24 protein-coding genes are annotated in these 25143 nt (G+C 63.4%); 11 read left to right on the forward strand and 13 right to left on the reverse strand.

The genetic code is table 11. The features are described 5' to 3' along the window. Positions 1 to 69: 69 nt before the first annotated feature. Positions 70 to 1443, reverse strand: coding sequence for a VOC family protein (locus EGJ68_RS03780; RefSeq protein WP_123033190.1), 1374 nt, complete (start codon positions 1441 to 1443; stop codon positions 70 to 72). A 327-nt stretch (positions 1444 to 1770) separates the two neighbouring features. Continuing rightward, positions 1771 to 2661 carry a transcriptional activator NhaR gene (nhaR, locus tag EGJ68_RS03785; protein WP_123033191.1) on the reverse strand — a complete coding sequence of 297 codons (891 nt, stop codon included), beginning with the start codon at positions 2659 to 2661 and terminating at the stop codon, positions 1771 to 1773. Positions 2662 to 2830: 169 nt separating this feature from the next. On the opposite strand from nhaR, the gene purE reads away from it, so the two are divergent. From purE to EGJ68_RS03810, 5 genes are read left to right on the forward strand one after another with little or no spacing between them, the layout of a single operon-like run. After that, positions 2831 to 3328: a 5-(carboxyamino)imidazole ribonucleotide mutase gene (purE, locus tag EGJ68_RS03790; protein WP_123033192.1), complete on the forward strand. Its 498-nt coding sequence runs from the start codon at positions 2831 to 2833 to the stop codon at positions 3326 to 3328. Further along, on the forward strand, positions 3325 to 4419 hold the full coding sequence (locus EGJ68_RS03795; RefSeq protein ID WP_123033193.1) for a 5-(carboxyamino)imidazole ribonucleotide synthase: 1095 nt from the start codon (positions 3325 to 3327) through the stop codon (positions 4417 to 4419). The genes purE and EGJ68_RS03795 overlap by 4 nt, the downstream gene beginning before the upstream one ends. 1 nt (position 4420) lies before the next feature. Continuing rightward, positions 4421 to 5365: a sodium-dependent bicarbonate transport family permease gene (locus tag EGJ68_RS03800; protein WP_123033194.1), complete on the forward strand. Its 945-nt coding sequence runs from the start codon at positions 4421 to 4423 to the stop codon at positions 5363 to 5365. 2 nt (positions 5366 to 5367) lie between these two features. Continuing rightward, the gene (locus EGJ68_RS03805; RefSeq protein WP_123033195.1) at positions 5368 to 5670 is read left to right on the forward strand and encodes a P-II family nitrogen regulator; all 303 of its coding nucleotides are present in this window, start codon (positions 5368 to 5370) and stop codon (positions 5668 to 5670) included. A gap of 29 nt (positions 5671 to 5699) precedes the next feature. After that, complete coding sequence (locus EGJ68_RS03810; protein WP_123033196.1) at positions 5700 to 6017, forward strand: YqcC family protein; 318 nt, start codon at positions 5700 to 5702, stop codon at positions 6015 to 6017. Between the two features lie 104 nt (positions 6018 to 6121). On the opposite strand, the gene fadA is transcribed toward EGJ68_RS03810, so the two are convergent. The 6 genes from fadA to EGJ68_RS03840 all read right to left on the reverse strand — a co-directional run bounded on the left by fadA (position 6122) and on the right by EGJ68_RS03840 (position 13880). After that, complete coding sequence (fadA, locus tag EGJ68_RS03815; protein ID WP_123033197.1) at positions 6122 to 7297, reverse strand: acetyl-CoA C-acyltransferase FadA; 1176 nt, start codon at positions 7295 to 7297, stop codon at positions 6122 to 6124. Between the two features lie 27 nt (positions 7298 to 7324). After that, positions 7325 to 9472 carry a fatty acid oxidation complex subunit alpha FadB gene (gene fadB / locus EGJ68_RS03820; RefSeq protein ID WP_123033198.1) on the reverse strand — a complete coding sequence of 716 codons (2148 nt, stop codon included), beginning with the start codon at positions 9470 to 9472 and terminating at the stop codon, positions 7325 to 7327. A gap of 190 nt (positions 9473 to 9662) precedes the next feature. Next, positions 9663 to 11570: an SLC13 family permease gene (locus EGJ68_RS03825; RefSeq protein ID WP_123033199.1), complete on the reverse strand. Its 1908-nt coding sequence runs from the start codon at positions 11568 to 11570 to the stop codon at positions 9663 to 9665. Between the two features lie 17 nt (positions 11571 to 11587). Continuing rightward, on the reverse strand, positions 11588 to 12535 hold the full coding sequence (locus tag EGJ68_RS03830) for a haloalkane dehalogenase (protein ID WP_123033200.1): 948 nt from the start codon (positions 12533 to 12535) through the stop codon (positions 11588 to 11590). After that, entirely contained in the window at positions 12532 to 13509 is a 978-nt protein-coding gene (locus EGJ68_RS03835) for a PA2778 family cysteine peptidase (protein WP_123033201.1), read from the reverse strand. Before EGJ68_RS03835 ends, EGJ68_RS03830 begins: the two co-directional genes overlap by 4 nt. Continuing rightward, positions 13506 to 13880: a PA2779 family protein gene (locus EGJ68_RS03840; RefSeq protein ID WP_123033202.1), complete on the reverse strand. Its 375-nt coding sequence runs from the start codon at positions 13878 to 13880 to the stop codon at positions 13506 to 13508. The genes EGJ68_RS03835 and EGJ68_RS03840 overlap by 4 nt, the downstream gene beginning before the upstream one ends. A gap of 170 nt (positions 13881 to 14050) precedes the next feature. Here EGJ68_RS03840 and EGJ68_RS03845 point away from each other — a divergent pair, with 170 nt between their 5' ends. After that, positions 14051 to 14761 (forward strand): NUDIX hydrolase, encoded by a 711-nt coding sequence (locus tag EGJ68_RS03845; protein ID WP_199227910.1) that lies wholly within the window; start codon positions 14051 to 14053, stop codon positions 14759 to 14761. Positions 14762 to 14793: 32 nt separating this feature from the next. On the opposite strand, the gene EGJ68_RS03850 is transcribed toward EGJ68_RS03845, so the two are convergent. From EGJ68_RS03850 to EGJ68_RS03870, 5 genes are all read right to left on the reverse strand, one after another. Further along, on the reverse strand, positions 14794 to 14979 hold the full coding sequence (locus EGJ68_RS03850) for a hypothetical protein (protein WP_123033203.1): 186 nt from the start codon (positions 14977 to 14979) through the stop codon (positions 14794 to 14796). 51 nt (positions 14980 to 15030) lie between these two features. After that, positions 15031 to 16278 carry a ribonucleotide-diphosphate reductase subunit beta gene (locus tag EGJ68_RS03855; protein ID WP_123033204.1) on the reverse strand — a complete coding sequence of 416 codons (1248 nt, stop codon included), beginning with the start codon at positions 16276 to 16278 and terminating at the stop codon, positions 15031 to 15033. A 52-nt stretch (positions 16279 to 16330) separates the two neighbouring features. Beyond that, positions 16331 to 19213, reverse strand: coding sequence for a ribonucleoside-diphosphate reductase subunit alpha (locus EGJ68_RS03860; protein WP_123033205.1), 2883 nt, complete (start codon positions 19211 to 19213; stop codon positions 16331 to 16333). 290 nt (positions 19214 to 19503) lie between these two features. Further along, positions 19504 to 20415 (reverse strand): ornithine carbamoyltransferase, encoded by a 912-nt coding sequence (gene argF / locus EGJ68_RS03865; protein ID WP_123033206.1) that lies wholly within the window; start codon positions 20413 to 20415, stop codon positions 19504 to 19506. A gap of 29 nt (positions 20416 to 20444) precedes the next feature. Beyond that, on the reverse strand, positions 20445 to 21599 hold the full coding sequence (locus EGJ68_RS03870; RefSeq protein ID WP_123034027.1) for an aspartate aminotransferase family protein: 1155 nt from the start codon (positions 21597 to 21599) through the stop codon (positions 20445 to 20447). A gap of 318 nt (positions 21600 to 21917) precedes the next feature. On the opposite strand from EGJ68_RS03870, the gene grxD reads away from it, so the two are divergent. From grxD to rlmH, 5 genes are all read left to right on the forward strand, one after another. Beyond that, a complete protein-coding gene (gene grxD, locus EGJ68_RS03875; protein WP_123033207.1) occupies positions 21918 to 22247 on the forward strand; it encodes a Grx4 family monothiol glutaredoxin in 330 nt (109 codons plus the stop codon). Between the two features lie 110 nt (positions 22248 to 22357). Beyond that, the gene (locus EGJ68_RS03880; RefSeq protein ID WP_123033208.1) at positions 22358 to 23614 is read left to right on the forward strand and encodes a glutamate-5-semialdehyde dehydrogenase; all 1257 of its coding nucleotides are present in this window, start codon (positions 22358 to 22360) and stop codon (positions 23612 to 23614) included. Next, the gene (nadD, locus tag EGJ68_RS03885; RefSeq protein ID WP_123033209.1) at positions 23611 to 24288 is read left to right on the forward strand and encodes a nicotinate-nucleotide adenylyltransferase; all 678 of its coding nucleotides are present in this window, start codon (positions 23611 to 23613) and stop codon (positions 24286 to 24288) included. The genes EGJ68_RS03880 and nadD overlap by 4 nt, the downstream gene beginning before the upstream one ends. Before the next feature lie 20 nt (positions 24289 to 24308). Further along, on the forward strand, positions 24309 to 24644 hold the full coding sequence (gene rsfS / locus EGJ68_RS03890; RefSeq protein ID WP_027949802.1) for a ribosome silencing factor: 336 nt from the start codon (positions 24309 to 24311) through the stop codon (positions 24642 to 24644). After that, on the forward strand, positions 24644 to 25114 hold the full coding sequence (gene rlmH, locus EGJ68_RS03895; RefSeq protein WP_123033210.1) for a 23S rRNA (pseudouridine(1915)-N(3))-methyltransferase RlmH: 471 nt from the start codon (positions 24644 to 24646) through the stop codon (positions 25112 to 25114). Before rsfS ends, rlmH begins: the two co-directional genes overlap by 1 nt. Positions 25115 to 25143: the final 29 nt, after the last annotated feature.

A 25143-nucleotide genomic window follows, 5' to 3' on the forward strand; every position in this document is an offset into this window, starting at 1 on the left:
AGTGGGGAGGCGCCCCGTCTTATGCTTGCCAGACGGAGCGCATGTGCGTACTTCGAGCGGTCAGCGACCCTAGCAGGCTGAGTTCGGATTGGGTTCGCTTACCGGCCCCCAGAATTCGACCTTGATCCCATCGGGATCATAGTAGAACACGATGCCGACATCGCCGACGCTGGCCCCGCCGCCGATCGGGCCCACCGGCTCAAACCCCAGGCGATTCATCTCGGCGATGGTCGCGTTCAGGTCGTCCACGTAGAACGCGATCCTGTCGATGCCAAGGTGGTTGACCGGCGGCCAGTAGGGAGGGGCGTCATCATAGGGGAGTCCCCACTGCCGTAGTTGCAAGGTTCCCCGGGGATCGCCGCCACTGGGAAGCGGGCGGTCGGTACCGGGGAGGCTCACGTCGACGCCCATGAATGCGACCCCACCGTCAAAGCCGTGCGCGCGCGCGAATTGACCGTAGCCATTCTGCGAGGCGCTCTCCACCTCGGTGAAACCCAGTAGCCGGTAGAACTGCCGCGACCGCTGCAGGTCAGCCACGTTCATGTTTGTGTTAACTAACCGCACCAGGTCGGGCCCTGCCGTCGCTGCGCCACTTTCCTCGATGAGCTTGAGGAACGTGCCATCGGGGTCTTTCAGGAACACAAAGCGCTCCCCGTTGGGGGCCATTGCAGGCTCCGAAACGAACTCCACGCCTCGCTCTGTCAGGTAGGCATAGTCGCCATCAAGGTCGGTCGTCGCGTAGGTCGCGTAAGCCATGCCGATGTGGTTCAGGCTGGCGTAGGGCCGGTCATCGCGGAACGAGCGGTCCCTGAACTCCACGGTATCAATCCACGGAGGCGCGCCCGTCAGGCTGGTCAGTGCAACAAAGATGCGATAGTCATCGGGGAACCCGAGTGATTGCGCAAAGCTTTTGCATTCCTCTGGGCCGGCGGGATAGATCTCGCCGGTGAGCCCCAGGGTGTTGTAGAATTCACGCTGCCTTGCCATGTTGCTGGTATTGATGCCGAAGTACATTTTGGCCCTGACATTGATATCGGCCTCGGTGTACTGCCTGACCCGGACATTGAGGCTGCCGTCCGGTTCGCCGAGAACACTCAATTCAATCGTGTTCTCCGGTTGTAGCTGCAAACGCACAGCGGCTTCCCCATTGTCGTCAAAGTCAGCCGGCTCCAGCACGTCTACACCGTTGATCTTGATCCTCGCGTCGAGGATGCCATCTTCCTGCAAGAAAATGGTGGCCGGACCGTCGATGGCCCGGAATGTGGACGAATAGCTCCTCGGTTCACCCTCCGCCGCCGCGTAGGTCTCCGGCCCAAAGCGGGTGAGGTAGGCTTCATTTGCCGAAGTGCCGGCCGCAAGTGTCAGGCAGCCTGCGAGCAAGGCGATTCCTGTCGCCCTGAGCTTGCTGGATGATCTTGGGCAGGGGTTCTTGATTTTATCCATACCATAATCTCCTGATGCTAATTCTTATCATGCTGCCGACGAGCATGTCCGCCTGTACCACGCGGGGGTCGACAACGCTTTGGGTGTTGCCTGATTGCGTTTCTCGTTCCAGTTCGTTGCAGGGCCACGGCGGCAGGGCCGAGTACAGGAAATATTCGCCATTGCAGTTGCTGTGCGGCGTGTATTTATCGGTGTAGTCGCAGCGGCCTGATTTGAGTATAGACACTTGCTTGTGTCCCGCAAGTTTATGTCGGAGTTGCCTTGCGCGGCCGTGCGCTTACCTTGCCGGGTGATATCAGTCTGGCTGACCCCGTTCCGACCGAACGGCTACTGGCTCGCCAGCGGCGTATTGACGATCTCCAGGGTTGCCGGATGTTGCAGGCGGCGCTCGGGTGAAATCGCGTAGAACACATCCACGAATTCCCGCGTGCGGCCGATGACGGCCACGCCGTACTGGGACGTCACGTATTCCTCGATGATGGTGGGTGAGGCAAACACTCCCAAACCGGTTTGCCCGAAGGATTTGAGTAGTGCGCTGTCATCAAATTCCGCCACGATCTCCGGGGTAATGCCGTGCTTTTCGAACCAAGCCTTGAGGAAGGAGCGACTGCCGGCCTTGCGGCCCGGGGCCAGGAAGGGCTTGCCGCTGAGGCTGGCGGGGAAATGCTCGCGGCAGGCAGCGGCCAGTTCGGGAACGGCAAAAAAAGTGAAACCGGATTCCAGGATGCGGTAGTTCCAGGCCTTGATATGGCTGCCGGAGGGCAGTGGCTGGTCGGTGATGATGCAGTCGAGGCGGCTCACCGCGAGCTCGGCGAGGAGTGTCTCCTGGTCGCCCTCGTGGCACTGCAGGCGCAGCTTGTCCACGGCTTTCAGGGCGGGTTGCAGCAGTCGGTTGGCGAGAATTTTGGGAATGGAGTCGGTGATGCCCACACGGAAGGTCTCGGCACTGGCACTTTCGGTCTGCAAAAGCTGGCGGATTTCGCGGCCGAGCTGGAAAATTTCGTCGGCGTGGGCGTAGATTTGCCGTCCCTGCTCCGACAGCCGCAAGCGCCGGCCCTCGCGGCGGAACAGCTTCACGCCCAGCTGCTCTTCGAATGCAGCAATTTGCCCGCTGATGGTTTGCGGGGTCAAATTGAGGCGCTTGCTGGCGCGGGTAATGCTGCCATCGGTGGCAACATGGAAGAAGTAGTAAAGGTGGTTGTAGTTGAGCGGCGTCATATCAGAAATAGTCGAATTGCTTATTTATAAAAATCGAATATATCATGGCTTTCGTCTTGTGTAGGATTCGCGCGTTTCATAGTCCGCCGGCCCCCGCCACAAGGATTCATGCCCGGGCACACAGACGCCCGCCAGCCGCAATGGCAGGACACGAGGGGAAACACTCACAATGAATGAACTTGTCGGTATCGTCATGGGTTCCCGTTCCGACTGGGAAACCATGCAGGGCGCCGCAGAGACCCTGGCTGAGCTTGAGGTGCCACATGCAGTCGAAGTGGTCTCGGCACACCGTACGCCCGATCGTCTGTTCAGCTATGCTGAGGCGGCAGAGTCCGTCGGGTTGCAGGTGATCATCGCGGGCGCCGGCGGTGCGGCGCATTTGCCGGGCATGCTGGCGGCAAAAACACAGGTGCCGGTGCTGGGCGTGCCGGTGCAGTCCCGCGCCCTGAACGGGCTGGATTCGTTGCTGTCTATTGCGCAGATGCCCGCTGGTATCCCCGTGGGTACACTGGCTATTGGCCGTGCCGGTGCGGTGAACGCGGCATTGCTGGCCGCCGCCATGCTCGCCAACCACGATCCGGCATTGCGCGAGCGGCTGCGCGCCTACCGCGCCCGTCAGTCAGACAATGTGCTGGCCCACCCTGATCCCAGAGTGCCCGTGTTGTGAATATAGGCATTCTCGGCGCCGGCCAGTTGGCGCAGATGTTGGCCCTGGCGGGGTACCCGCTGGGTTTACGCTGTACGTTCCTGGCACCTGAGCCAGCCCCCTGCGCGGCGCCGCTGGGACAACACCTGCGCGCGGGGTATGAGGACGAAGCTGCACTGGCATCCTTCGCCGAGTGTATCGACGTCGCCACCACCGAATTTGAGCATATCGCCCCGGTTGCACTGGAAGCGCTGGAACGTCGTGGATTGCTCGCCCCCTGCAGTGAAGCCATCCTGCTCTCCCAGGAGCGGCTGCAGGAAAAATCTCTGTTTACGCGCCTGGGGCTGCCCACGGCGCGTTACGCGGCCATCGATTCCGAGGCCGACCTGGAACAGGCGCTGGCGGTGACCGGTGTGCCGGCCATCCTGAAAACCCGCCGCATGGGCTACGATGGCAAGGGGCAGGCGTCAGTGGCGGCAGCTTCCGAGCTGCTGCCTGCCTGGGAGGCCCTGGGTCGCGTGCCGTGCATTCTGGAGGCGCGGGTTGCGTTTGACCGCGAGCTGTCGGTGATTGCGGTGCGCGGGCGGGACGGGGAATGCCGCACCTGGCCGCTGAGTGAAAACAGCCATGCGGAAGGTATCCTGCGTGTGTCATATTCTCTCGCCGATGACCCTATGGAGGGCCCCGCGCAGGATTACTGCGAGCGCCTGCTCGATGCGCTGGATTACGTCGGCGTGCTGGCGCTGGAACTGTTCCAGTGCGGCGACCGGTTGCTGGTGAATGAGTACGCGCCACGCGTGCACAACAGTGGGCACTGGACGATAGAGGGCGCGGTCACCTCCCAGTTCGAGAACCACCTGCGCGCTATCGCCGGCCTGCCCCTCGGGTCCACGGCAGCGGTGGCGCCCAGCGTCATGGTCAACGTGATAGGCGAGTGGCCCGCGGCGCGCGAATTGCTGGCGGTGAGCGGTGCCCATCTGCACGATTACGGCAAGTCGCCGGCGCCGGGACGCAAGCTGGGGCACATTACCCTGGTCGATCGTGACACGCAGGCCCTGCGGCAGCGCACTGCCGAACTGACCCGGCTCGTTGCCGGCGCAGCCGGCGCCTGATATGGACCCCGTTGTCCTCTTTTTCCTGCTGGGGGTCATTGCCGGGGTATTGCGTTCGGAGCTGCGCCTGCCGGTCCAGGTCTACGAGCTGCTGAGTATTCTGCTGCTGCTGGCCATCGGTATGAAAGGGGGCATTGAGCTTGCCCGCCAGCCCTTCCTGGAGCTGGTGCCGCAAATGGTTGCGGTGATTGCCATGGGGTTCATCCTGCCCCTGTTGAGTTTTCCTGTGCTGTTGAGTATCGGTCGCCTGCCGCGGGCTGACGCCGCATCCATAGCGGCTCACTATGGTTCGGTGAGTGTGGGGACCTTCGCCGTTGTCGTGGCCTACCTCGGTTCGCGGGAGATCGATTTCGAGGCCTACATGCCACTGTTTGTGGTGTTGTTGGAGATCCCGGCGATTCTCGTCGGTATCGTCCTTGCGAAAGGGCTGGCCAGCGGTGCAAAGCTGCGCGATTCAGCGCACGAAGTGCTGCTGGGCAAGAGCATCGTGCTGCTTGTGGGCGGCCTGCTGATTGGCTGGATTGCCGGGGAAGAAGGGCTGGCCAAGCTGGCCCCACTGTTCTTCGATCCCTTCCAGGGGCTGCTGGCGCTGTTCCTGCTGGAAATGGGGCTGGTGACCGCGAGCCAGATTGGCACACTGCGGCGCTACGGCTTCTTCCTGCTCGCCTTTGGTGTGCTGACCCCCGTGCTGTCGGCACTGGTCGGGCTCGGGCTGGGCTGGGCACTGGGTTTGTCGATGGGTGGTGCGGTGGTGCTGGCGACACTCGCCGCAAGTGCCTCCTACATCGCCGTGCCTGCAGCCATGCGTATTTCCGTCCCCGAAGCCAACCCGGCCTTGTCACTGGCGGCATCGCTGGGCGTGACCTTCCCCTTTAATGTACTGTTCGGCATTCCGCTGTACCATTGGTTCGCTGGCCAATTGTACGCACTGACCGGAGCCGCCTGATCATGGAACAACACCCCCGCCGCCTGCTGACCGTTGTCACCGAATCCACTATCGAGTCGCATCTGTTGCGCGATATGGAGCGCTGGGGAGCACACGGCTACACGATTACCGAGGCCCGCGGCAAGGGGGCACGCGGGGTGCGTGAGGGCAACTGGGAAGCCAATCGGAACCTGCGCATCGAAGTTGTCTGCGATGATGTGACCGCGGATCGCATTGCGGCCGGGTTACGCGAACACTATTACGACAACTACGCCATGATCCTCTACACCTGCGATGTGGACGTGCTGCGTCCCGAGAAGTTCTAACTCTCGCATTGATGCCCGTCGGAGAGCCCATGCGCACGGACGTAGCCGAAGTGCTGATTGATATCGAGGCCGAACTGCGGCGTCTGGCACTGTGGGATGCCACCCCGCCCCCGGCAGAGGCCCTGGCGTCCACAGAGCCGTTCGCCATTGATACGCTTACCCCGCCGCAGTGGCTGCAGTTCATCTTTCTGCCCACGCTGTATCGCATGCTGGAAGAGGGCGAGCCGCTGCCCGAGCGCTGTGGCATTGCGCCGATGGCGGAGGAGTTTTTTAGCGGGTCAGCACAGCCCACGGCGGAGTTGCTGGATGCGCTCAGGCGCGTAGACGCGCTGCTAAGCAGCGAATAAGACGTAGCAGGGCGCAAGGCCGCAAAGGGCTGCCCGTCGGAGAATCTTTGGATACGGCCGCCCTCTGGCGGAGGGCGGCCTCATCGGGTGACTGTCAGCGCGTCTCAGACGCGCTCGACGACTGTCGTAATACCCTGCCCCAAGCCAATGCACATGGTGGAAACCCCCAGGGTCAGGTTGCGATCCTGCATGACGGTCAGCAGAGAGCCGGTGATGCGGGTGCCGGAGCAGCCGAAGGGGTGCCCGAGGGCAATGGCGCCACCGTGCACGTTCACCTTGTCTTCCATGTCGTCCAGCAGGTCGAGGTCTTTCAGGACCGGTAGCGCCTGTGCGGCAAACGCCTCGTTCAGCTCGACCATCTCGATGTCCTTGATGGTCAGGCCGAGTTTTTTCAGGGCCTTCTGCGTAGAGGGTACCGGGCCATAGCCCATGATGGACGGGTCGACACCGGCCAGGGTCATGGCGCGGATACGCGCCACCGGCTCCAGCCCCAGCGCCTGCGCGCGCTCGGCCGACATCACGAGCATGGCTGAGGCGCCGTCGGAGATCTGTGACGAAGTGCCCGCTGTCACGGTGCCGCCCTGCGGGTTGAAGGCCGGCGGCAGGCTGGCAAGGCCTTCCAGGGTGGTTTCCGGACGGATGGTTTCGTCCTGTTCAACCAGCGTCAGCGCACCGGCGGCATCATGGCCCTCTACCGGAATGATTTCCCGCGCAAACTTGCCCTCCACCGTCGCTTTGTGGGCGAGCTGGTGTGAGCGCAGGCCCAGCTTGTCCTGCGCTTCACGGCCGATGCCGTGCATCATGGCGAGGTATTCGGCGGTCATGCCCATCATGCCGGCCGCCTTGGCCACGTTCAGCCCCAGCTTGGGGTTGATGTCGACATCGTCCATCATCGGCAGGTGGCCAAGGTGCTCCACACCGCCCACCAGGTACACGTCACCAATGCCGGCCATGATGTTGGCCGCCGCGGTGTGCAGGGCCGACATGGAGGAGCCGCAGAGGCGGTTGACGGTTTGTGCGGGAATGGTAAACGGCAGCTGCGCGCGCAGGACGATGTTGCGTGCCAGGTTCATGCCCTGTTCGCCGCGCTGCAGTACGCAGCCCCAGATCAGGTCGTCGATTTCGGCGACATCCAGTTTCGGGTTGCGGGCCAGCAGGCCACGGATCACGGCGACCGACAGGTCGTCCGCGCGCACGTTGCGAAAGCAGCCGTTCTTGGAGCGGCCCATGGCGCTGCGGGCGAAGTCGACGATAACGGCGTCTCTTGGATTCAGACTCACGATAATTCTCCTGTTTTCACCCGGTGCTCAGTAGTAGGTTTTGCCATCGGCGAGCATGGCCTGCATGCCGTCGGTGAGTTCGTAGGACTTGCCGAGGTGGGCAAACTGCTTCGAGGCTTCAGCGATGAATGCGAGCCCGACCGTATCCATCCAGCGGAAGATACCGCCGCGGAAGGGGGGGAAGCCGAGGCCGTAGAGCAGTGCCAGATCCGCTTCCGCGGGGGTGCCGACGATACCCTCTTCAAGGCAGCGCGCCATTTCCGTGGCCATTGGCAGCATCATGCGCGCGACGATGTCCTCGCGAGAGAACTCTGTGCGCTCCCCTTCGACCGGGGCGATCAGGCGGTAGACCTCTTCGCTGGCGGTTTTCTTCGGCTTGCCGCGCTTGTCGGGTACATAGTCGTAGAAGCCCTTGCCGTTTTTCTGGCCGTAGCGTTTGTTCTCGAACATCACTTCAGTGGCGGTCTTGAAATCCAGTTGCATGCGGTCGGGGAAGCCCTCCGCCATGACTTCCGCGGCGTGCACACCCGTGTCGATTCCCACCACATCCATCAGGTAGGCGGGGCCCATGGGCCAGCCCCAGCGCTCCATGACCTTGTCCACGGCCTGGAAGTCGGCACCGTCACGCACCAGCTTGGAGAAGCCGTCGAAGTAGGGGAACAGCACGCGGTTGACGAGGAAGCCGGGGCAGTCTTTTACTACGACGGCTTTCTTGCCCATCTTGTTGGCGTAGGCAACGGTGCGCGCAACCGCCCGGTCCGAGGTCTTCTCGCCGCGAATCACCTCGACCAGGGGCATGGCGTGCACCGGGTTGAAGAAGTGCATGCCGCAGAAGTTCTCGGGCCGCTGCAGCGCTTCTGCGAGGTGCGTGATGGAGATGGTTGAGGTGTTGGAGGCGAGGATGGTGTCTTCACCGATCTGCTGTTCGGTTTCCGCCAGCACCGCGTGTTTGACCTTGGCGTTTTCGACCACCGCTTCCACGACGATATCCACCGTATCAAAACCGGTGTAGGTCAGCGTCGGATCGATGCTGTTGAGCACGTCGCCCATTTGCGTGGGGGTCATCTGACCCCGGTCCACCCGCTTGGACAGCAGCTTGTTGGCCTCCGACAGGCCCAGGTCCAGCCCGTCCTGGTTGATGTCCTTCATCAGGATGGGGACGCCGCGGTAGGCCGACTGGTAGGCGATACCGCCGCCCATGATGCCGGCGCCCAGCACAGCTGCACGGCCAATTTTGCGGTCCGCCTGCTTTTCCCAGTCGCGGGCTTTCTTGCCCAGCAGCTGGTCGGCGAGGAAAACCCCCACCAACGCGGAAGCGACCGGCGTGACCGCCAGTTCCGCAAAGCCTTCCGCCTCCACCTTGAGTGCGTCTACCAGGCCCATGTCGCGGGCTTTTTCGATGACATCGACCGCTTTCACCGGTGCCGGATAGTTCTTGCCGGCCTGCTGCCCGACCATCGACTTCATGGTGAAGAAGGCCATCATGGCCTCGGTGTCGTTGAGTGGCAGCGGGCTGCTCTTGGCTTTCCGGCGTCCGGCGTAATCGAGCTTGCCGGCCATGGCGTGTTCCAGCGTAGCCAGGGCCACGGCGCGCAGTTCCTCGGGCGAGGCGACTGCGTCGACAGCGCCAGCTTTCAGGGCTTTGGCGGCGCGCTGTTCGGTGGCGCCGGCAATCCAGGTGGCCGCCTCGTCAACGCCAATGATGCGCGGCAGGCGTACCGTGCCGCCCCAGCCGGGCAGAATGCCCAGTTTGGTTTCCGGCAGGCCCACTTTGGCGGCCGTGCTCATGACCCGGAAGTCACAGGCCAGGCAGATCTCGAAACCGCCACCGAGAGCGAAGCCGTTGATCGCCACACAACTGGGGAATGGCAGGTCCTGCAGGCGATTGAGGTTGGCATTGTTGGCCGCAGTGAAGCCCTGTATTTCCTCGGGGCCGGCGCCAAAGATGCCGGTAAATTCGGTGATGTCTGCACCCACGATGAACACGGGCTTGCCACTGGTGACCAGCAGGCCGCTGAGACCACTCTGTGCTTCCAGCGCATCGAGTGCCTCAGTGAGGCTGTTGACGGTGGCCTGGTCGAATTTGTTGACAGACTCGCCCTTCAGGTCGAAATGCAGCTCGGCGATATCGCCATCGAGGCGGGTCACGGTGAGCGCGTCACTCTGGTAGATCATGTCGCTGTCCTGTGTGGAATGAACGGGGCTGGCTTCGGCCGCTTTGGCGCCGGGCCAGAGTCGAAGCGAGGCGTCATTGTAACGGTGAAAGCCGTAGGCGTGAACTGCAATGTTAGCACTGATAACACATGGATTGCCATGTGCGCCTTGCGGGACCGTTGCCGGTCGTGGCGAAGGTGTTCCAGCGCAGTTACAGGGGCCAGATGATCAGCAGCAGGGGCAGGCTGACCGCCACGACCAGAGCTTCCAGCGGCAGGCCCAGGCGCCAATAGTCGCCGAAATGAAAGCCGCCCGGGCCCAGAATCAGGGTGTTGTTCTGGTGCCCGATGGGGGTGAGGAAGGCGCAGGAAGCTCCGATGGCGACAGCCATCAAGAAACTGTCCGGGTTAACGCCCAGTGCCGCCGCAGTGCCCAGGGCGATGGGGCACATGACTGCCGCCGTGGCCGCGTTGTTCATCAGGTCGGAAAGGAACATGGTGGTCACCAGTATGATGCCCAGCACCAGCACCGCGTTGCCCTGTGCCACCGTGGTGAGCAGGAAGCGCGCAATCAGGTCAGCAGTGCCGGTGGTGGCCATGGCGCCCGCGACCGGCATCAAGGCCGCCAGCAGGACGATCACCGGCCAGTCGATGGCAGTGTAGACGTTGCGTGGTGGCACTGTGCGGAATGCCATTGAGGCCAGCACACCGAGAGCAAAGGACACCGCTGCGGGGAGCAGGCCGAAGGCGGCGCCACCCACCGCGACCGCCATGATCGTCGCGGCCATGACGGCCTTGCGCGGGCTGGGAATGCGCAGGTCGCGCTCTGCCAGCGGCACGCAGCCGAAGTCACTGGCGAACTCCAGAGTGGCGTTGGTCGGACCCTGAATCAGCAGCAGGTCGCCTGCGCGCAGGGGGAGTGCGCGCAGGCGCGAGCGGGAACGGTGACCCTCGCGGGACACCGCGAGCAGATTCAGGCCGTAGCGCGTGCGCAGCTGTATGTCGCTGGCCGAGCGGCCGGCCAGCGCGGCGCCCGGCAAGACGGCGAGTTCCGTGAGCACAGCCTCTTCGCGTTTTTCCGTCTGCTCATCTTCCTTTTCACCGGCGTCCGCGTCCTGGGTATCTGCGGCGGTGGTTGTCTCTGTTTCCGCCTCGGCCTGCATCGCATCCGCTGATGGAGTGGTCTGCTCGCTGTCGTCCTTGTCCTTCTCTTCGACTGTGGCCTCCGGTTTCACGGATTCCTCGAGTTTCAGGTCGAACCGCGACAACACGTCGCCCAGGGTGTCGGCATTGGTCTCCAGCACCAGAATGTCATGGCCGCGAATCTGGCGCCCGCCATGAGGTGTGCGCAAGCGGACTTCGTTGCGTACCAGGCCCACCACCTGGGCACCCGCATCGTCGAGTGCGGCTTCTACCTCACGCAGGCTCATACCAACGGCCTTGCTGCTCTCTGTCACCCGTGCCTCGGTGAGGTAGGCGCCGGTATCGAAATCCCCGGCGGCCTGCTGCTTGCGTGCAGGCACCAGTCGCCAGCCCAGCAGTACCACGAAGGCCACGCCACAGAGAGCAACAGCCAGCCCTACCGGCGTGAAGTCGAACATGCCAAAGGCCTTGCCGCCCGCCTCCGCGCGAAAGCCCGCAACGATGAGATTGGGCGGTGTACCGATCATGGTGGTCATGCCGCCGAGAATGGTGCCGAACGCGAGGGGCATGAGCGCACGCCCGGGTGGCAGGTTGTGGCGACGTGCGATCTGCAGCGCCACCGGCATCAGCAGCGCCATGGCGCCGACATTGTTCATGAAGCCCGAGAGCAGGGCGCCCAGGCCGACCAGCGCCGCGAGACTCGCCAGCGGTCCGGCCTTGGCGGGCAGCGCGCGCCGCGTCAGCACATCTACTGCGCCGGAGGCCTGCAGGCCGCGGCTCAACACCAGTACGCAGGCGACAGTAATAACCGCGGGATGGCCAAAACCGCTGAATGCCGCATCCGGCGCCACCAGCCCCGCCAGAACACAGGCCAGCAGGGTGCCCAGCGCCACCATGTCATGCCGCCAGCGCCCCCAGAGGAACATCCCCACGGACGCGCCCAGTATCAGCAGGATAAGCCCCTGATCGATGGTCATCGCGCGTTACCCATCACCTAACCGGGCGCGGCTGACGACAGCGCGTTGACGGTATCGGCGACCACCGCGGCCAGTGCCGCACCCTGCTCCTCCTGCAGGAAATGCCCCGCACCGGGAATCACCGGGTGCTCACGGCCTTGCGCGCCGGGAATGCGACGCTGGAATACCGGCGCCCAGGCGGCCGTCGCCGGGTCGCTGTCGCTGAAGGCCGTCACAAACGGCTTTTGCCAGCGGCTGAGGAAGGTCCAGGTGCGGCGATTCTCGGCGGCGCCTGCCATGTCGATGTCGGTTGGGATGAGGCTGGGGAACACCAGCGCACCGGCCTTGTAGCGTGCGTCGGGGAAGGGTGCATCGTAGGCCGCCAGCACAGCGGGGCTCAGCGGGGTGCAGGAGACGGCGCCGATAACCCCGGCAATGTCCAGATCCTCCGCGTCCCGCGTGGCGGCGACCCATTGTTCCACGATCTCCCCCGGCCACGGCTCCACGCCATTGGGCGGGGGCTCGCAACCGGGCAGCAGGGTGTTGGCGGCGACCACCGCGCTGAAGCGCTCGGGCATCTCGGCCAGCAGCGACAGGCCGATGGGACCGCCCCAATCCTGGCAGACCAGCACCGCGCTTTGGATATCCAGCGCGCGCAACAGCTCGCCGACCTGTGCCACATGGCCGGCGTAGCTGTAGTCGCTGCGCGCGGTGGGCTTGTCGGAGCGGCCAAAGCCGATCAGGTCTGGCGCTATGCAGCGCATGCCCCGGGCGCTGAGCGCGTGAATCATGTGCCGGTAGAGAAAGCACCAGCTGGGCTCACCGTGCAGCATGAGCACGATGCGCCCATCTCGCGGGCCGACATCCAGATAGTGCATGCGCAGTTGATCGTGCGTTTTATCTGCCACCATCTGGTAATTCGGTGCCCAGGGGAAATCCGGCAGGTTGCTGAAATGGTGGTCGGGCGTGCGCAGTACGGCAGTCATGGGTAAGGTATATCCTCTGTCAGTGTCCGGCAGTGATCCGGGTCGTTGGCCGCGAGTGCGCGCTGACGCGCAATGTCCGCTGCGGTGCGTGTTATGGCCTCCCTGACGGGGGCAGAGAGTTCTGGTTTAGCGCTGCGCGCAGGCGCGATGACCGCGTGCGCGGCAATCGGGCAGCCCTCGTGCAGCAGGAGGTCAGCGAAATTGTTGCGCGCGGGCATGTGCGACGTTTTTTGCTGCAGCACCTGTAGATAGAGCTGAGCAGCCCCTTTCGCGTCTGCGGCCGAGCGTCGCGCATTGGCGGTGGCAAAGAGCAGGTCCGGGTCGTGCGGCCAGCGCTGCAGAGCAGCCTCCCAGGTGACCACTGCCAGCGCGGCTGGCAACTTTGCTTCCTGTTGCGCGAGTTCAGGCCCGATGTTGCCAGCGGTGCCGCTCGCGGGTATTTCGCCCGGAGGCGGAATCACCAACCCCCAGAAATTGGCTAGCGCCCAGCTGCTGAAAAAGCGGCTCCAGCGTTCGTGTCGACGCTGCTCGGTGCCGGAGCGTAGCAGTACGCGCTCATTTTCCGGCTGGTAACCGACAACGACCGCGTAATGCCAGCGCGGCAGGGACGTCATCCCCAGGTTCTGCAGTACCAGTACGGGGTTGCCCGCCTCAAGCTCACTGAAAAGTGCCTCGGGCCCACCCTGTAGCGTGAAAGGAACACGACCTGAGCGGCGTGTGGCCGCCAGCAATTCGACCTGCAGGCTGCCCTCCCGGCCGGGCAGATAGGTCTGTGGCGCCAGCGCCTGTGGGCTGACGTCGACACCGCTGTGCACCAGCAGCGTGGCAAGCGCCGCAGGCCCGCACTGGAACGCCTCTTGGGGGAAAAAGGGCACTGTGGTGAGCTCGCTGGCTGTGGCGTCTGGCGGTGGCTGGGGGGTTGTGGCGCAGGCGTTGAGGAGAACAATCAGCGCCGGCGCCGCAAAGCGCCTCAAAACTTGCTGAAGACGTTGGTCAGGCCAACCAATTCAAGTACCAACAGCACCAGAAACAGCGCTCCGAGCACGCCCAGCGCGCCGCTGCCTGCGGGCAGCGTGTCCAGTTGTTGCGCCAGCTGCTGCAATTCGGCGGTGGACAATGCATTAACTCGTGCGAGGGTGTCCTGGGGGCTTACGCCCATCGCCAGCAAGTGCTGCTGCACCGTCTCACTGGCAAGAGCCGTCGTGACCTGACCCAGCGGCTCGCTTCGAGTTTGCTCGGCAAAATGGTTTGCAGTGCCGATGACCGCGGCCTGTGCGGTTCCCACCGTGCTCGCGACCAGAAGTGCTGTAATCTGCAGCAGTACAAGCAATCGGGATTTCAACATGACAGGTCCTCGTTGGCTGATTCGGTTCCCGGAGTATAGGCAAAAAGTGCCGGCCGGGTAAGGACGATGCGGTGGCTAAGCCGAACATAGATGTACCTTGGCAGGGCGCTGGCGCGGTTCCTCCCGGCGCAAGGGTTTATACTCTGGTTTGGTAGTAGAAGGAATTCAAAGTGACGACAGCTTCCAAGCGTGATTTCGCGCCAGACCTGGTGCCCGTCAAGGATGCCGCAACCGTGATTCTGGTGCGCGACCGCCTGTCGCAACCGCAGGTGTTGATCGGCAAGCGTGGATCGCGCGCTGCCTTCATGCCCAGCAAGTTTGTGTTCCCCGGTGGCGCCGTTGACGCCGGTGATGCCCACGTGCCTTTGGCGGGGCGGGTGGGGTCTGTATGCGCAAGCCGCCTGGCCGAGGCCGCCGCGCCGGACCGGGTGCATGCCCTGCAGGCCGCGGCGGTGCGCGAGGTGTGGGAGGAGTCGGGGTTGCTGCTGGGCGCACCGGGTGCCTGGCAGGGCGAGGTGCCACAGGACTGGGCAGATTTCAGTGCCCGCGAGCATCTGCCCTGTACGCGCAATTTTCGCTACGTATTTCGCGCCATCACGCCGCTCGGGGCGCCGCGGCGTTTCGACGCGCGTTTCTTCCTGGTGGACGCCAGTGCGGTGGTGGGTGACCCGGATGACTTTTCACTGGCCTCTGACGAGTTGTCACAGTTGCAGTGGATTGATCTTGAGCAGGCCTGCGGGCTGGATTTGCCGTTGATTACTGAAGTGGTGCTCGGAGAGGTGGCGGACATTATCACGCTGGAAGGGCCGCCGGAGTGCGTGCCCTGTTTTCGCAACGATGACGAGCAGCTGGCTATTCTACGCCGGCGCGCCAGGCCCTGATATCCCGGAGAAGTCAGCTCCACTCCTTGATATCAGTGCAAGACACGGTCTGAGCGCATTTCCGCCTGCAGCTCTGCCTGCTTCCCCGTTTCCTGTTGCTCGACGTGGTTGCGCAGCCGAGCCACAATGCGGTTCATCACATCAATGGTCTGGCTGATCTGATCCAGGGCGATGAGGACGTGTTCACTGTCTTCGGTCGGCTCGTCTTGTTTGTCCATGGCAGGTCCTCAAAAACGGGGGCAGCGACGCGAGCTGGCTGCCCCTAATGGTCAATCCCAGTTCAGCGCGCCGCCGGTCTGGTATTCGATGACCCGGGTCTCAAAGAAATTCTTCTCTTTGCGCAGGTCCATGATCTCGCTCATCCACGGGAACGGGTTCTGCACGCCGGGGAATTGCTCGGGCAGGCCGAGCTGCGACAGCCGACGGTTGGCAATGAAGTGCAGGTATTCTTCCATCATCGCGGCATTCATGCCCAGCACGCCGCGCGGCATGGTGTCGCGTGCATATTCGATCTCCAACTGGGTGCCTTCGAGAATCATCTGGATCACTTCCTGCTGAAAGGCCTCGGTCCACAGGTGCGGGTTCTCCAGCTTGATCTGGTTGATCACGTCGATACCGAAGTTCAGGTGCATGGACTCGTCGCGCAGGATGTACTGGAACTGCTCAGCAACGCCGGTCATTTTGTTGCGCCGCCCCATGGAGAGGATCTGGGTAAAGCCGCAGTAGAAGAAAATGCCTTCGGTAACGGCGTAGAAACCGATCAGGTTGCGCAGCAGGGTCTGGTCGTTTTCCGTGGTGCCCGTTTTGAAGCTGGGGTCCGACAGGTGGTGGGTATGGCCCAGGCTCCAGGTGGCTTTCTTGGCCACCGAAGGCACCTCGCGGTACATGTTGAAGACCTCGCCCTCGTCCATGCCCAGTGACTCAATGCAGTACTGGTAGGCGTGGGTGTGGATGGCCTCCTCAAATGCCTGGCGCAGCAGGTACTGGCGGCACTCGGGGTTGGTGATCAGGCGGTAGATGCCCAGCACCAGGTTGTTGGCGACCAGGGAGTCTGCGGTGGAGAAGTAGCCCAAGCTGCGCTTGATGATGCGCCGCTCATCCTCGGACAGGCCGTCGCTGCTCTTCCAGGTGGACACGTCGGCCGTCATGTTGATTTCCTGCGGCATCCAGTGGTTGGCGCAGCCATCGATGTACTTCTGCCAGGCCCAGTCGTATTTGAAAGGCACCAGCTGGTTGAGGTCGGCGCGGCAATTGATCATCGCTTTCTCGTCCACCGAGACCCGCGCTGCGCCCATTTCCAGTTCTTCCAGCCCGGGAGCTACATCGAGCGCTTCCACGGCACGCGCCGCGGCCGCCATGTTGGCCGCTGCGGTCGGTGCAACGGGTGCGGCGGCCGGAGCCGGAGCAGCCGCCGCGGCCACAGGTGCCTCTTCCTGCGGTGGCGGGGGTGGCGGCGCCTTGGCGGGTGCTGCAGCGGCGTGATTGTCGTCGGTGTGGTAGTCGTCCCAGCTCAACATGTGCTGTTGTCCTTTTGCCTAGTCTGTTGTGTCGGTGGTGATATGGCCCGCCTTACTGGCAGGCCTCGCAGTCCGGGTCATCGAGCGAGCACGCGGTCGGCACGGCCGCCGGCGCTGCCTGCACAGTCTGGCCGCCGGAGGACACCTTGTTCAGGTTGCCGGTGCTGATGGTGGATTTCTCCGTGCCGGTGGCCGCCAGCGAGCGCAGGTAGTACGTGGTTTTCAGGCCGCTGTACCAGGCCATGCGATAGGTGACGTCCAGCTTCTTGCCACTGGCGTTGTTGATGTACAGGTTCAGCGACTGGGCCTGGTCGATCCATTTCTGGCGGCGGCTGGCAGCGTCCACCAGCCAGCGGGGCTCCACCTCGAATGCCGTGGCGTAAATGGCCTTGAGGTCAGCCGGCACGCGGTCGATGGCCTGTACGCTGCCGTCGTAGTACTTGAGGTCGTTGACCATCACCCCATCCCACAGCCCGCGCGCTTTCAGGTCGTTCACCAGGTAGGGGTTGACCACGGTGAACTCGCCGGAGAGGTTCGATTTTACGTACAGGTTCTGGTACGTGGGCTCAATGGACTGCGATACCCCGGTGATGTTGGCAATGGTCGCCGTGGGCGCAATGGCCATCACGTTGGAGTTGCGCATGCCGCGCTCCCGCACGGCAGCACGCAGGCTGTCCCAGTCGAGTGAGGTGCTGCGATCGACCTGAATATAGTCGGCGCCGCGCTGCTCGATGAGTATTCCCAGCGAATCGATGGGGAAGATGCCCCGGCTCCACAGGGAGCCCTCGTAGCTGGAGTAAGCCCCGCGCTCGGCCGCCAGTTCACTGGAGGCCTCGATGGCGTAGTAGCTGATGGCCTCCATGGAGCTGTCGGCGAAGGTGACTGCTTGCTCCGAGCCGTAGGCGATGTGCTGACGGTAGAGGGCATCCTGGAAGCCCATCAGGCCGAGGCCGACGGGGCGGTGGCGCAGGTTGGAGCGCTCCGCCTGTGGCACCGAGTAGTAATTGATGTCGATGACGTTATCCAGCATGCGCACCGCCGTGCGCACGGTCTTGCGCAGCTTGTCGAGATCGAGGCCATTCTCGCCCACGTGCTGGGGCAGGTTGATGGAACCGAGGTTGCAGACCGCGATTTCGTCCTTGCTGGTATTGAGGGTGATCTCTGTGCACAGGTTGGATGAGTGCACAACGCCGACGTGCTGTTGCGGTGACCGCAGATTGCAGGGGTCCTTGAAGGTCATCCAGGGGTGGCCGGTTTCAAACAGCATCGCCAGCATCTTGCGCCACAGGTTCTGTGCGCGCACGGTTTTGTGCAGCTTGAGCTTGCCGGCGCGCGCCTGCTCCTCGTACCAGGTGTAGCGTTCCTCGAAGGCGCGGCCGTAGAGGTCGTGCAGGTCGGGCGCATCGTTGGGGGAGAACAGGGTCCACTCAGCATCGTCGAATACCCGCTTCATGAACAGGTCGGGGATCCAGTTGGCGGAGTTCATGTCGTGGGTGCGACGGCGGTCATCGCCGGTGTTCTTGCGCAATTCCACGAACTCTTCGATATCCATGTGCCAGGTTTCCAGATAGGCACACACGGCGCCCTTGCGCTTGCCGCCCTGGTTGACCGCGACGGCGGTGTCGTTCACAACCTTGAGGAACGGCACCACACCCTGGCTCTTGCCGTTGGTGCCCTTGATGTAGGAGCCCAGGGCGCGTACCGGGGTCCAGTCGTTGCCGAGGCCACCGGCAAACTTGGACAGCATGGCGTTGTCCTGGATGGCGCCGAAAATGCCGTGCAGGTCATCGGGCACAGTGGTGAGGTAGCAGGACGACAGCTGCGGGCGCAGGGTGCCGGCATTGAACAGGGTGGGGGTGGAGCTCATGTAGTCGAATGACGACAGCAACTGGTAGAACTCGATCGCCCGCGCCTCGCGGTCCGCTTCCTCGCTGGCCAGGCCCATGGCCACGCGCATGAAGAACACCTGGGGCAGCTCGATGCGCACATCGTTGCTGTGAATGAAGTAGCGGTCGTAGAGGGTTTGCAGGCCCAGATAGGTGAACTGCAGGTCGCGCTCTGGCAGCAGGGCCTGACCGAGTCGTTCGAGGTCGAATTGCGCGAGCTTCGGGTCCAGCAGCTCCAGTTCGATACCGCGCTGGATGTAGGCGGAGAGCGCCCTGGCGTAGAGCTCGCTCATTTCGCCCTGGGTGGCAGCCTGGGCGACGCCGAGAAAGCCCAGGGCTTCGGCGCGCAGGTTGTCGCAGAGCAGTCGGGCAGCCACGTAGGTGTAGTTGGGTTCCTTCTCGATCATGGTGCGCGCGGTAATCACCAGCGAGGTGGCCAGTTCCGCTGCGGTCACGCCATCGTACAGGTTGCGCAGGGCCTCATCGATGATCTGCGTGCTGCTGACGTCGGTGAGGTTGCTGCAGGCTTCCGTGACCACGGTGTGCAGGCGCTCCAGGTCCAGCGGCGCACGGCTGCCATCGGCCTGAATCACCGTGATGTTGCCCGCAGCCTCCTGTGCGGCAGGAGACAGGGCCTTGCGGGCGGCCCGCTTGCGCGCCTGCTCCTCGCGGTAGATGACGTAGTCGCGTGCGATCTTGTGTTCGCCGGCGCGCATCAGTGCCAGTTCCACCTGGTCCTGGATGTCTTCGATATGCACAGTGCCGCCTGATGGCATGCGGCGGCGGAAAGTGGCGGCCACCTGGTCGGTCAGCTTGGCCACGGTTTCGTGAATGCGGCTCGATGCCGCGGCTGTGCCACCTTCCACGGCGAGAAACGCCTTGGTGATGGCGACGGATATCTTGCTTTCTTCAAAGGTCACAACCATGCCATTGCGCTTGATAACACGCAGCTGCCCGGGTGCGGTTGCGGCGATACTGCCGGGCACCGGGTTGGCATCGCCACTGGACGGGGTGGCCGGGCTGCTGCTGGGGGTGGTTTCGGTGTGCATAGTGTCTCCGTGCGGCGCGGGGCTGGCGGCCTTTTTTGTTGTCGAGGCCCCACATATTGGGGTTTTTGAGAGGGCGACACACAAGATAAAGCGACCAGAGGGGCAATGCAAGGCCGCAAGGCTGGGTTTATCTTGTGGATAACGTGTGGGCGAAGGAGTAGGTCTGCGCCCACTTACCCCGCAGGCCGCTATCAGCTTGAAGTTGGCCTGACACGGTGGCCGGGGGGGCGGAATCTGGCCGCCAATGAATAATTTATTATAAGAATTCGGGGGGTTAGGTGCCCCGGTTATTAACCTCCCTGCAGCAGAAATTCCAGCAGCGCTTTCTGGGCGTGCAGCCGGTTTTCAGCCTCGTCCCAGATCACCGTATCCGGCGCGTCCATAAGGCCGGCACTGATCTCTTCGCCCCGGTGCGCGGGCAGGCAGTGCAGGTAGAGCGCATCGCTGGCTGCATGTGCCATCAGCGCCTCGTTGACCTGGAAGGGGGCAAACTGGCGGGCACGGGTCTGCTGTTCCTTCTCCTGCCCCATTGAGGCCCAGACATCGGTGACGACCAGGTCCGCATCGCGCACGGCAGTCACCGGGTCGTGGCTCAGTTCCACGCGGTCACGGTTGTTGTGCAGCAGGTCGGCGCGGGGCTCAAAGCCGGGCGGACAGGCGATGCGCAGCCTGAAGTCGAACTGCCGTGCCGCGTTGATGTAGGACTGGCACATGTTGTTGCCATCGCCCACCCAGGCCGCCGTCTTGCCGGCCATGGGCCCGCGGTGCTCCTGCCAGGTTTGCATGTCCGCGAGCAGCTGGCAGGGATGGAAGTCATCCGTCAATGCGTTGATCACCGGCACTGAAGAGTAGGCGGCAAAGCGTTCCACGATATCGTGGCCGAAGGTGCGGATCATCACTGCATCGACCATGGAGGAAATGACCCGTGCACTGTCTTCGACCGGCTCGCCGCGGCCCAGTTGGGTGTCCTGCGGCGACAGGAACATGGCGTGGCCACCGAGCTGCGCCATGCCGGCCTCAAAGGAGACGCGCGTGCGCGTGGAAGACTTGGCAAAAATCATCCCCAGCACCTTGCCCGGAAACTGACGCTGATCTTCACCGGCGCGGTGCGCTTTTTTCATGGCGCTGGCGCGGTCTATCAGTGCCTGCAACTCGTCGGGGCTGAAGTCGAGCAGGGTGAGGAAGTGCCGGGGTGACGCCATGGGATTATCCTGCAAAAGCGGTGCGGGCTTCACTCGAAGTCCCGGATCAGTTTAATGAGGCCTGCGGCCAGTTCGTCGAGGTGTTCGTCGCGACAGATGAGCGGGGGCAGCAGGCGGATGGTGTTGCCCGCAGTCACATTGATCAGTAGCCCGGCGGCCAGCGCGCGGCCGACCAGCTCGCCGCAATCGCGGTTCAATTGCACCCCGATCATCAGGCCGCGCCCGCGCAGTTCGACCAGGCTCTCGCAGCCCCGCAGTCCGTTTGCCAGCTGCTGCCGCAGGTGCGCACCGGCAGCGGTAGCGCGCTCGGCGAGCCCCTCGCTGACCACCGTGTTAACCACAGCCAGCCCCGCAGCACAGGCCAGCGGGTTGCCGCCGTAGGTGGAGCCGTGGTGGCCGGCCTTGAAGACCGTGGCCGCCGCCCCGTGCGCCAGGCAGGCGCCGATCGGTACGCCGTTGCCCAGGCCTTTTGCCGTGGTGATTACATCCGGAACCACGCCCATCCCCTGACAGGCAAAGTAATGGCCTGCGCGGCCATTCCCACACTGCACTTCATCCAGCATCAGGAGCCAGCCGCGATCGTCACACAGCGCCCGCAGGCCCTGCATGAAAGCGTCGTCGGCGACGCGAATGCCGCCCTCACCCTGAATGGGTTCCACCAGTACGGCCACCACATCCGGGTTGTTGGCGGCGATCTGCTGCACGGCGGCGAGGTCGTTGAGCGGCGCCCGGGTGAAACCCGAAACCAAAGGTTCGAAGCCGGCCTGGATCTTGCGGTTGCCGGTGGCACTGAGAGTTGCCAGGGTGCGCCCGTGGAAGGCGTTTTCGAAAACAATCACGGCGGGCTTGGCCACACCGCGCTGGTGGCCATACAGGCGGGCCAGCTTGATGGCGGCTTCGTTGGCCTCCGCGCCGGAGTTGCAGAAAAAGGCGGTTTCCATGCCGGACACCGCGGTCAAGGCATCCGCCAGCGCTTCCTGCCCGGCAATGTGGTAAAGGTTCGAGGTGTGCAGCAGGCGTGCGGCCTGTTGCTGGATAGCCTCGGTTACCGCGGGGTGGGCGTGGCCCAGGTTGGTGACACTGATGCCCGACAGTGCATCCAGATAGCGTCGGCCGTCGGTATCCACCAGATAGACACCTTCTCCGTGACTGAACGTCACGGGCAGCCTTGCATAGGTTTGCATCAACGCGGACACCGGTTCTTCTCCCAATGGCAGGGTCCAGGCAGGGCCCCAGAAACGCAAAAAGGCAGCGCTAGCTGCCTGTCAGAACTGAAATATTAGCGGGATTTCGTGAGCTTGGCAATTTTGTTGCCAGCGTTGCAGCCGGGTTCCGCCGGTGGCGAATAAAAGCAGGTCCGCAGTCCGCGACCTTCGTCCCCCCGCGGGTGCCCAGCGGTGGGCACTGGACGGCAAGCCGCCTGCGTTTTCACCTCAAATCAGGTAAACTTCTGTCTCAAGTTTCGGTCCAATCAGCAACCTCAACAACAGGCGTTAAACACCATGGATATTCTCGATACCATCAAGGAACAGATTCAGAGCAACAGCATCCTGCTGTACATGAAAGGTTCCCCCAATCAGCCCCAATGCGGCTTTTCAGCGCAAACGGTGCAGGCCCTCATGGCCTGTGGTGAGCGTTTCGCCTATGTGGACGTTTTGTCCAACCCCGATGTGCGTGCCAACCTGCCCAAATACGCCAACTGGCCGACCTTCCCCCAGCTGTGGATCAGCGGTGAGCTGATTGGTGGTTGCGACATCGTGACCGAAATGCACGCCAGTGGTGAACTGCAGACGCTGATCAAGGAAGCTGCGGCAGCCCAGAGCGCCAGCTGATTCTCTGCCCCGGGTGTTCCGGGTCCCAGCTCCTTTTCCCTTCGGTAGTTTGGCGCACCCGCGGCGGGCTTCAGGTATAATCGAGCGCGATCGCGGGTACGGGAACAGGAATGAGTATCGAGCACTACATGCAGGAATTGGGCGCTGCCGCACGGGCCGCGTCGCGGCAGTTGGCTGCATCGAGTACCGCACAGCGCAACGCGGCGCTGCTGGCAACGTGCGACGCGCTCGACGGTGCGCGTGTCGCGCTGGCGCAAGCCAATGCGGAGGATCTTGCCCGCGGTCGTGAGCGCGGCCTGGATGCGGCGCTTCTCGACCGGTTGGAACTCACGCCAGTGCGCATTGATGGCATGTTGCAGGGGTTGCGGCAGGTCGCGGCGCTCGCCGACCCGGTCGGCAGCATCAGTGACGTCAACCGCATGCCCAGTGGCATACAGGTGGGCCACATGCGGGTACCGCTGGGCGTTATCGGCATCATTTACGAGTCGCGGCCCAACGTCACTGTGGAGGCGGCCAGCCTGTGCCTCAAGTCCGGCAACGCGACCATTTTGCGCGGCGGCTCGGAGTCGCTGGCCTCCAACCGTGCCATTGCCGCCTGCATTGCCGCGGGGCTTGAGCAGGCGGGCCTGCCGGCGGCGGCGGTGCAGGTGGTGGACACCGCCGATCGCGCCGCGGTGGGTGCCCTGATCAGCATGCCCGAACACGTGGACGTGATTATCCCGCGCGGTGGTAAAAGCCTGATCGAGCGCATCAGCCGCGAGGCCCGTGTGCCCGTGATCAAGCATCTCGATGGTGTTTGCCACGTCTATGTTGATGCCGGTGCGGAGCATGCCATGGCGCTGGCGATTGCGGTGAACGCCAAGACTCACCGATACGGCACCTGCAACACCATGGAAACCTTGCTCGTCGACGCCAGTGAGGCGGCCGCCTTGCTGCCACAACTGGCCGCGGCATTTGCTGCCAAAGGGGTGGAATTGCGTGGCTGTGTGCGCAGCTGTGCGCTGTTGCCGGGCACGCGGGAGGCCACCGAACAGGACTGGTATGAAGAATACCTGGCCCCCGTGCTCGCCCTGCGCATTGTCGAGGGCCTGGACGAAGCCATTGCCCATATCAATCACTACGGTTCACAGCACACCGACAGCATTGTCACGCGCGATCACGGTCGCGCCATGCGATTCCTGCGAGAGGTGGATTCCAGCTCGGTGATGATCAACGCCTCCACGCGTTTCGCGGACGGGTTTGAATACGGCCTGGGCGCGGAAATCGGCATTTCCACTGATAAACTGCATGCCCGCGGGCCGGTGGGTCTGGAGGGACTGACCTCACGCAAGTACGTGGTATTCGGTGAGGGGCAGGTTCGCAGTTGAGGCCGTGGGAGGCCAGTGGTGCCCCGGTTGCCGTCCTCGGCGGAACCTTCAACCCCATACACAACGGCCACCTGCGCTCCGCGCTGGAGCTGGTTGAGCACCTGGGGCTCGCCCGCCTGCATCTTATGCCCTGCGCCACACCGCCGCACCGCGAAACACCGCAGTGCCCGGCCGCCCGGCGTGCCGACATGGTTGAGCTGGCGATTGGCGGCGAGCCGCGGTTGCGTTGTGACCGTCGCGAGCTGCAGCGCACCGGTACGTCGTGGACCATCGACAGCCTGGAGGAGCTGCGCGCGGAGTATGGGCCGCAGCGCAGCCTGAGCCTGGTGATGGGGTGCGATGCGGTGCAGGGACTGGATCGCTGGCATCGTTGGCAGGCTCTGCTGGAGTTTGCGCATATCGTGGTGATCGCGCGCCCCGGTTGGCACTTGCCAGCGCAGGGGGCGGTGGCGACTTGGCTCGCCGCACACGGTGTTGCCGAGCCTTCAGCTCTGCAGCAGCGGCCTGCAGGGGGTGTGCTGGTGCTGCAATTGCGGCCCCTGGCGATTTCCTCAACCGAGATTCGCGCCCTGTGTGCCAGCGGGCGGTCACCCCGTTATCTGCTCCCCGAGCCGGTACTGGACTATATTGAAAGGCATCAGCTGTATGCTGCTGCCACTGACACTCATTTTTGAACTGGAGAGACAAACCCCGGATGCAAGCCGAAAACCTGAAAGACCTCGTTACCAACGCCCTCGACGAGCTAAAAGGCGTCAATATCGCCACGCTTGACGTGCGCGAGCTGACCGACGTCATGGATTACCTGGTCATTGCCAGTGGCACCTCCAATCGGCATGTCAAATCGCTCGCCGACAACGTCTGTATGGAGGCGAAGAAAGAGGGAGTCCGGCCACTGGGGGTAGAGGGAGAAAACCCGGGAGAGTGGGTGCTCGTGGACTTTGGCGATGTGGTGGTGCACGTCATGCTGCCGGCAACGCGTGACTTCTACGACCTCGAGCGACTCTGGGTGGATACCCGGCCGAGTAGCTGATGCGACTGACGGTCATTACCGTGGGTGGGAAGATGCCTGCCTGGGTCAATGAAGGTGTGGCGGAGTACAGCCGCCGGCTGCCGCGCGAGATTCGTCTGGAATGGTGCGAACTGCCCCTGGCCCGTCGCGGTCGCGACACCAGCCCCGAGCAGCTGCGCCAGCGCGAAGGTGAACAGATTCTCAAGGCGCTGCCGGCGGGCGATACGGTCATCGCCCTCGATGTGCGCGGCACCGCCTGGAGCACCGAGCGTCTGGCGCGCGAGCTCACCGACTGGCAGATGGACGGCACGAATGTCAGCCTGCTGATCGGCGGCCCGGACGGCCTTTCCGAAGACTGCCTGCAACGTGCCCGACAGCGCTGGTCGCTGAGCGCGCTTACCCTGCCGCATCCACTGGTACGGGTGCTGCTCGCAGAACAGGTGTACCGGGCTTGGACAATCACTGCCGGCCACCCGTATCATCGCGCCTGACGCGTCAGCCAGCCACCTCGCGGGCCCTG

Origin of the sequence: Haliea alexandrii (assembly GCF_003719295.1) — a bacterium.
GTDB classification, from domain to species: Bacteria; Pseudomonadota; Gammaproteobacteria; order Pseudomonadales; family Halieaceae; genus Haliea; species Haliea alexandrii.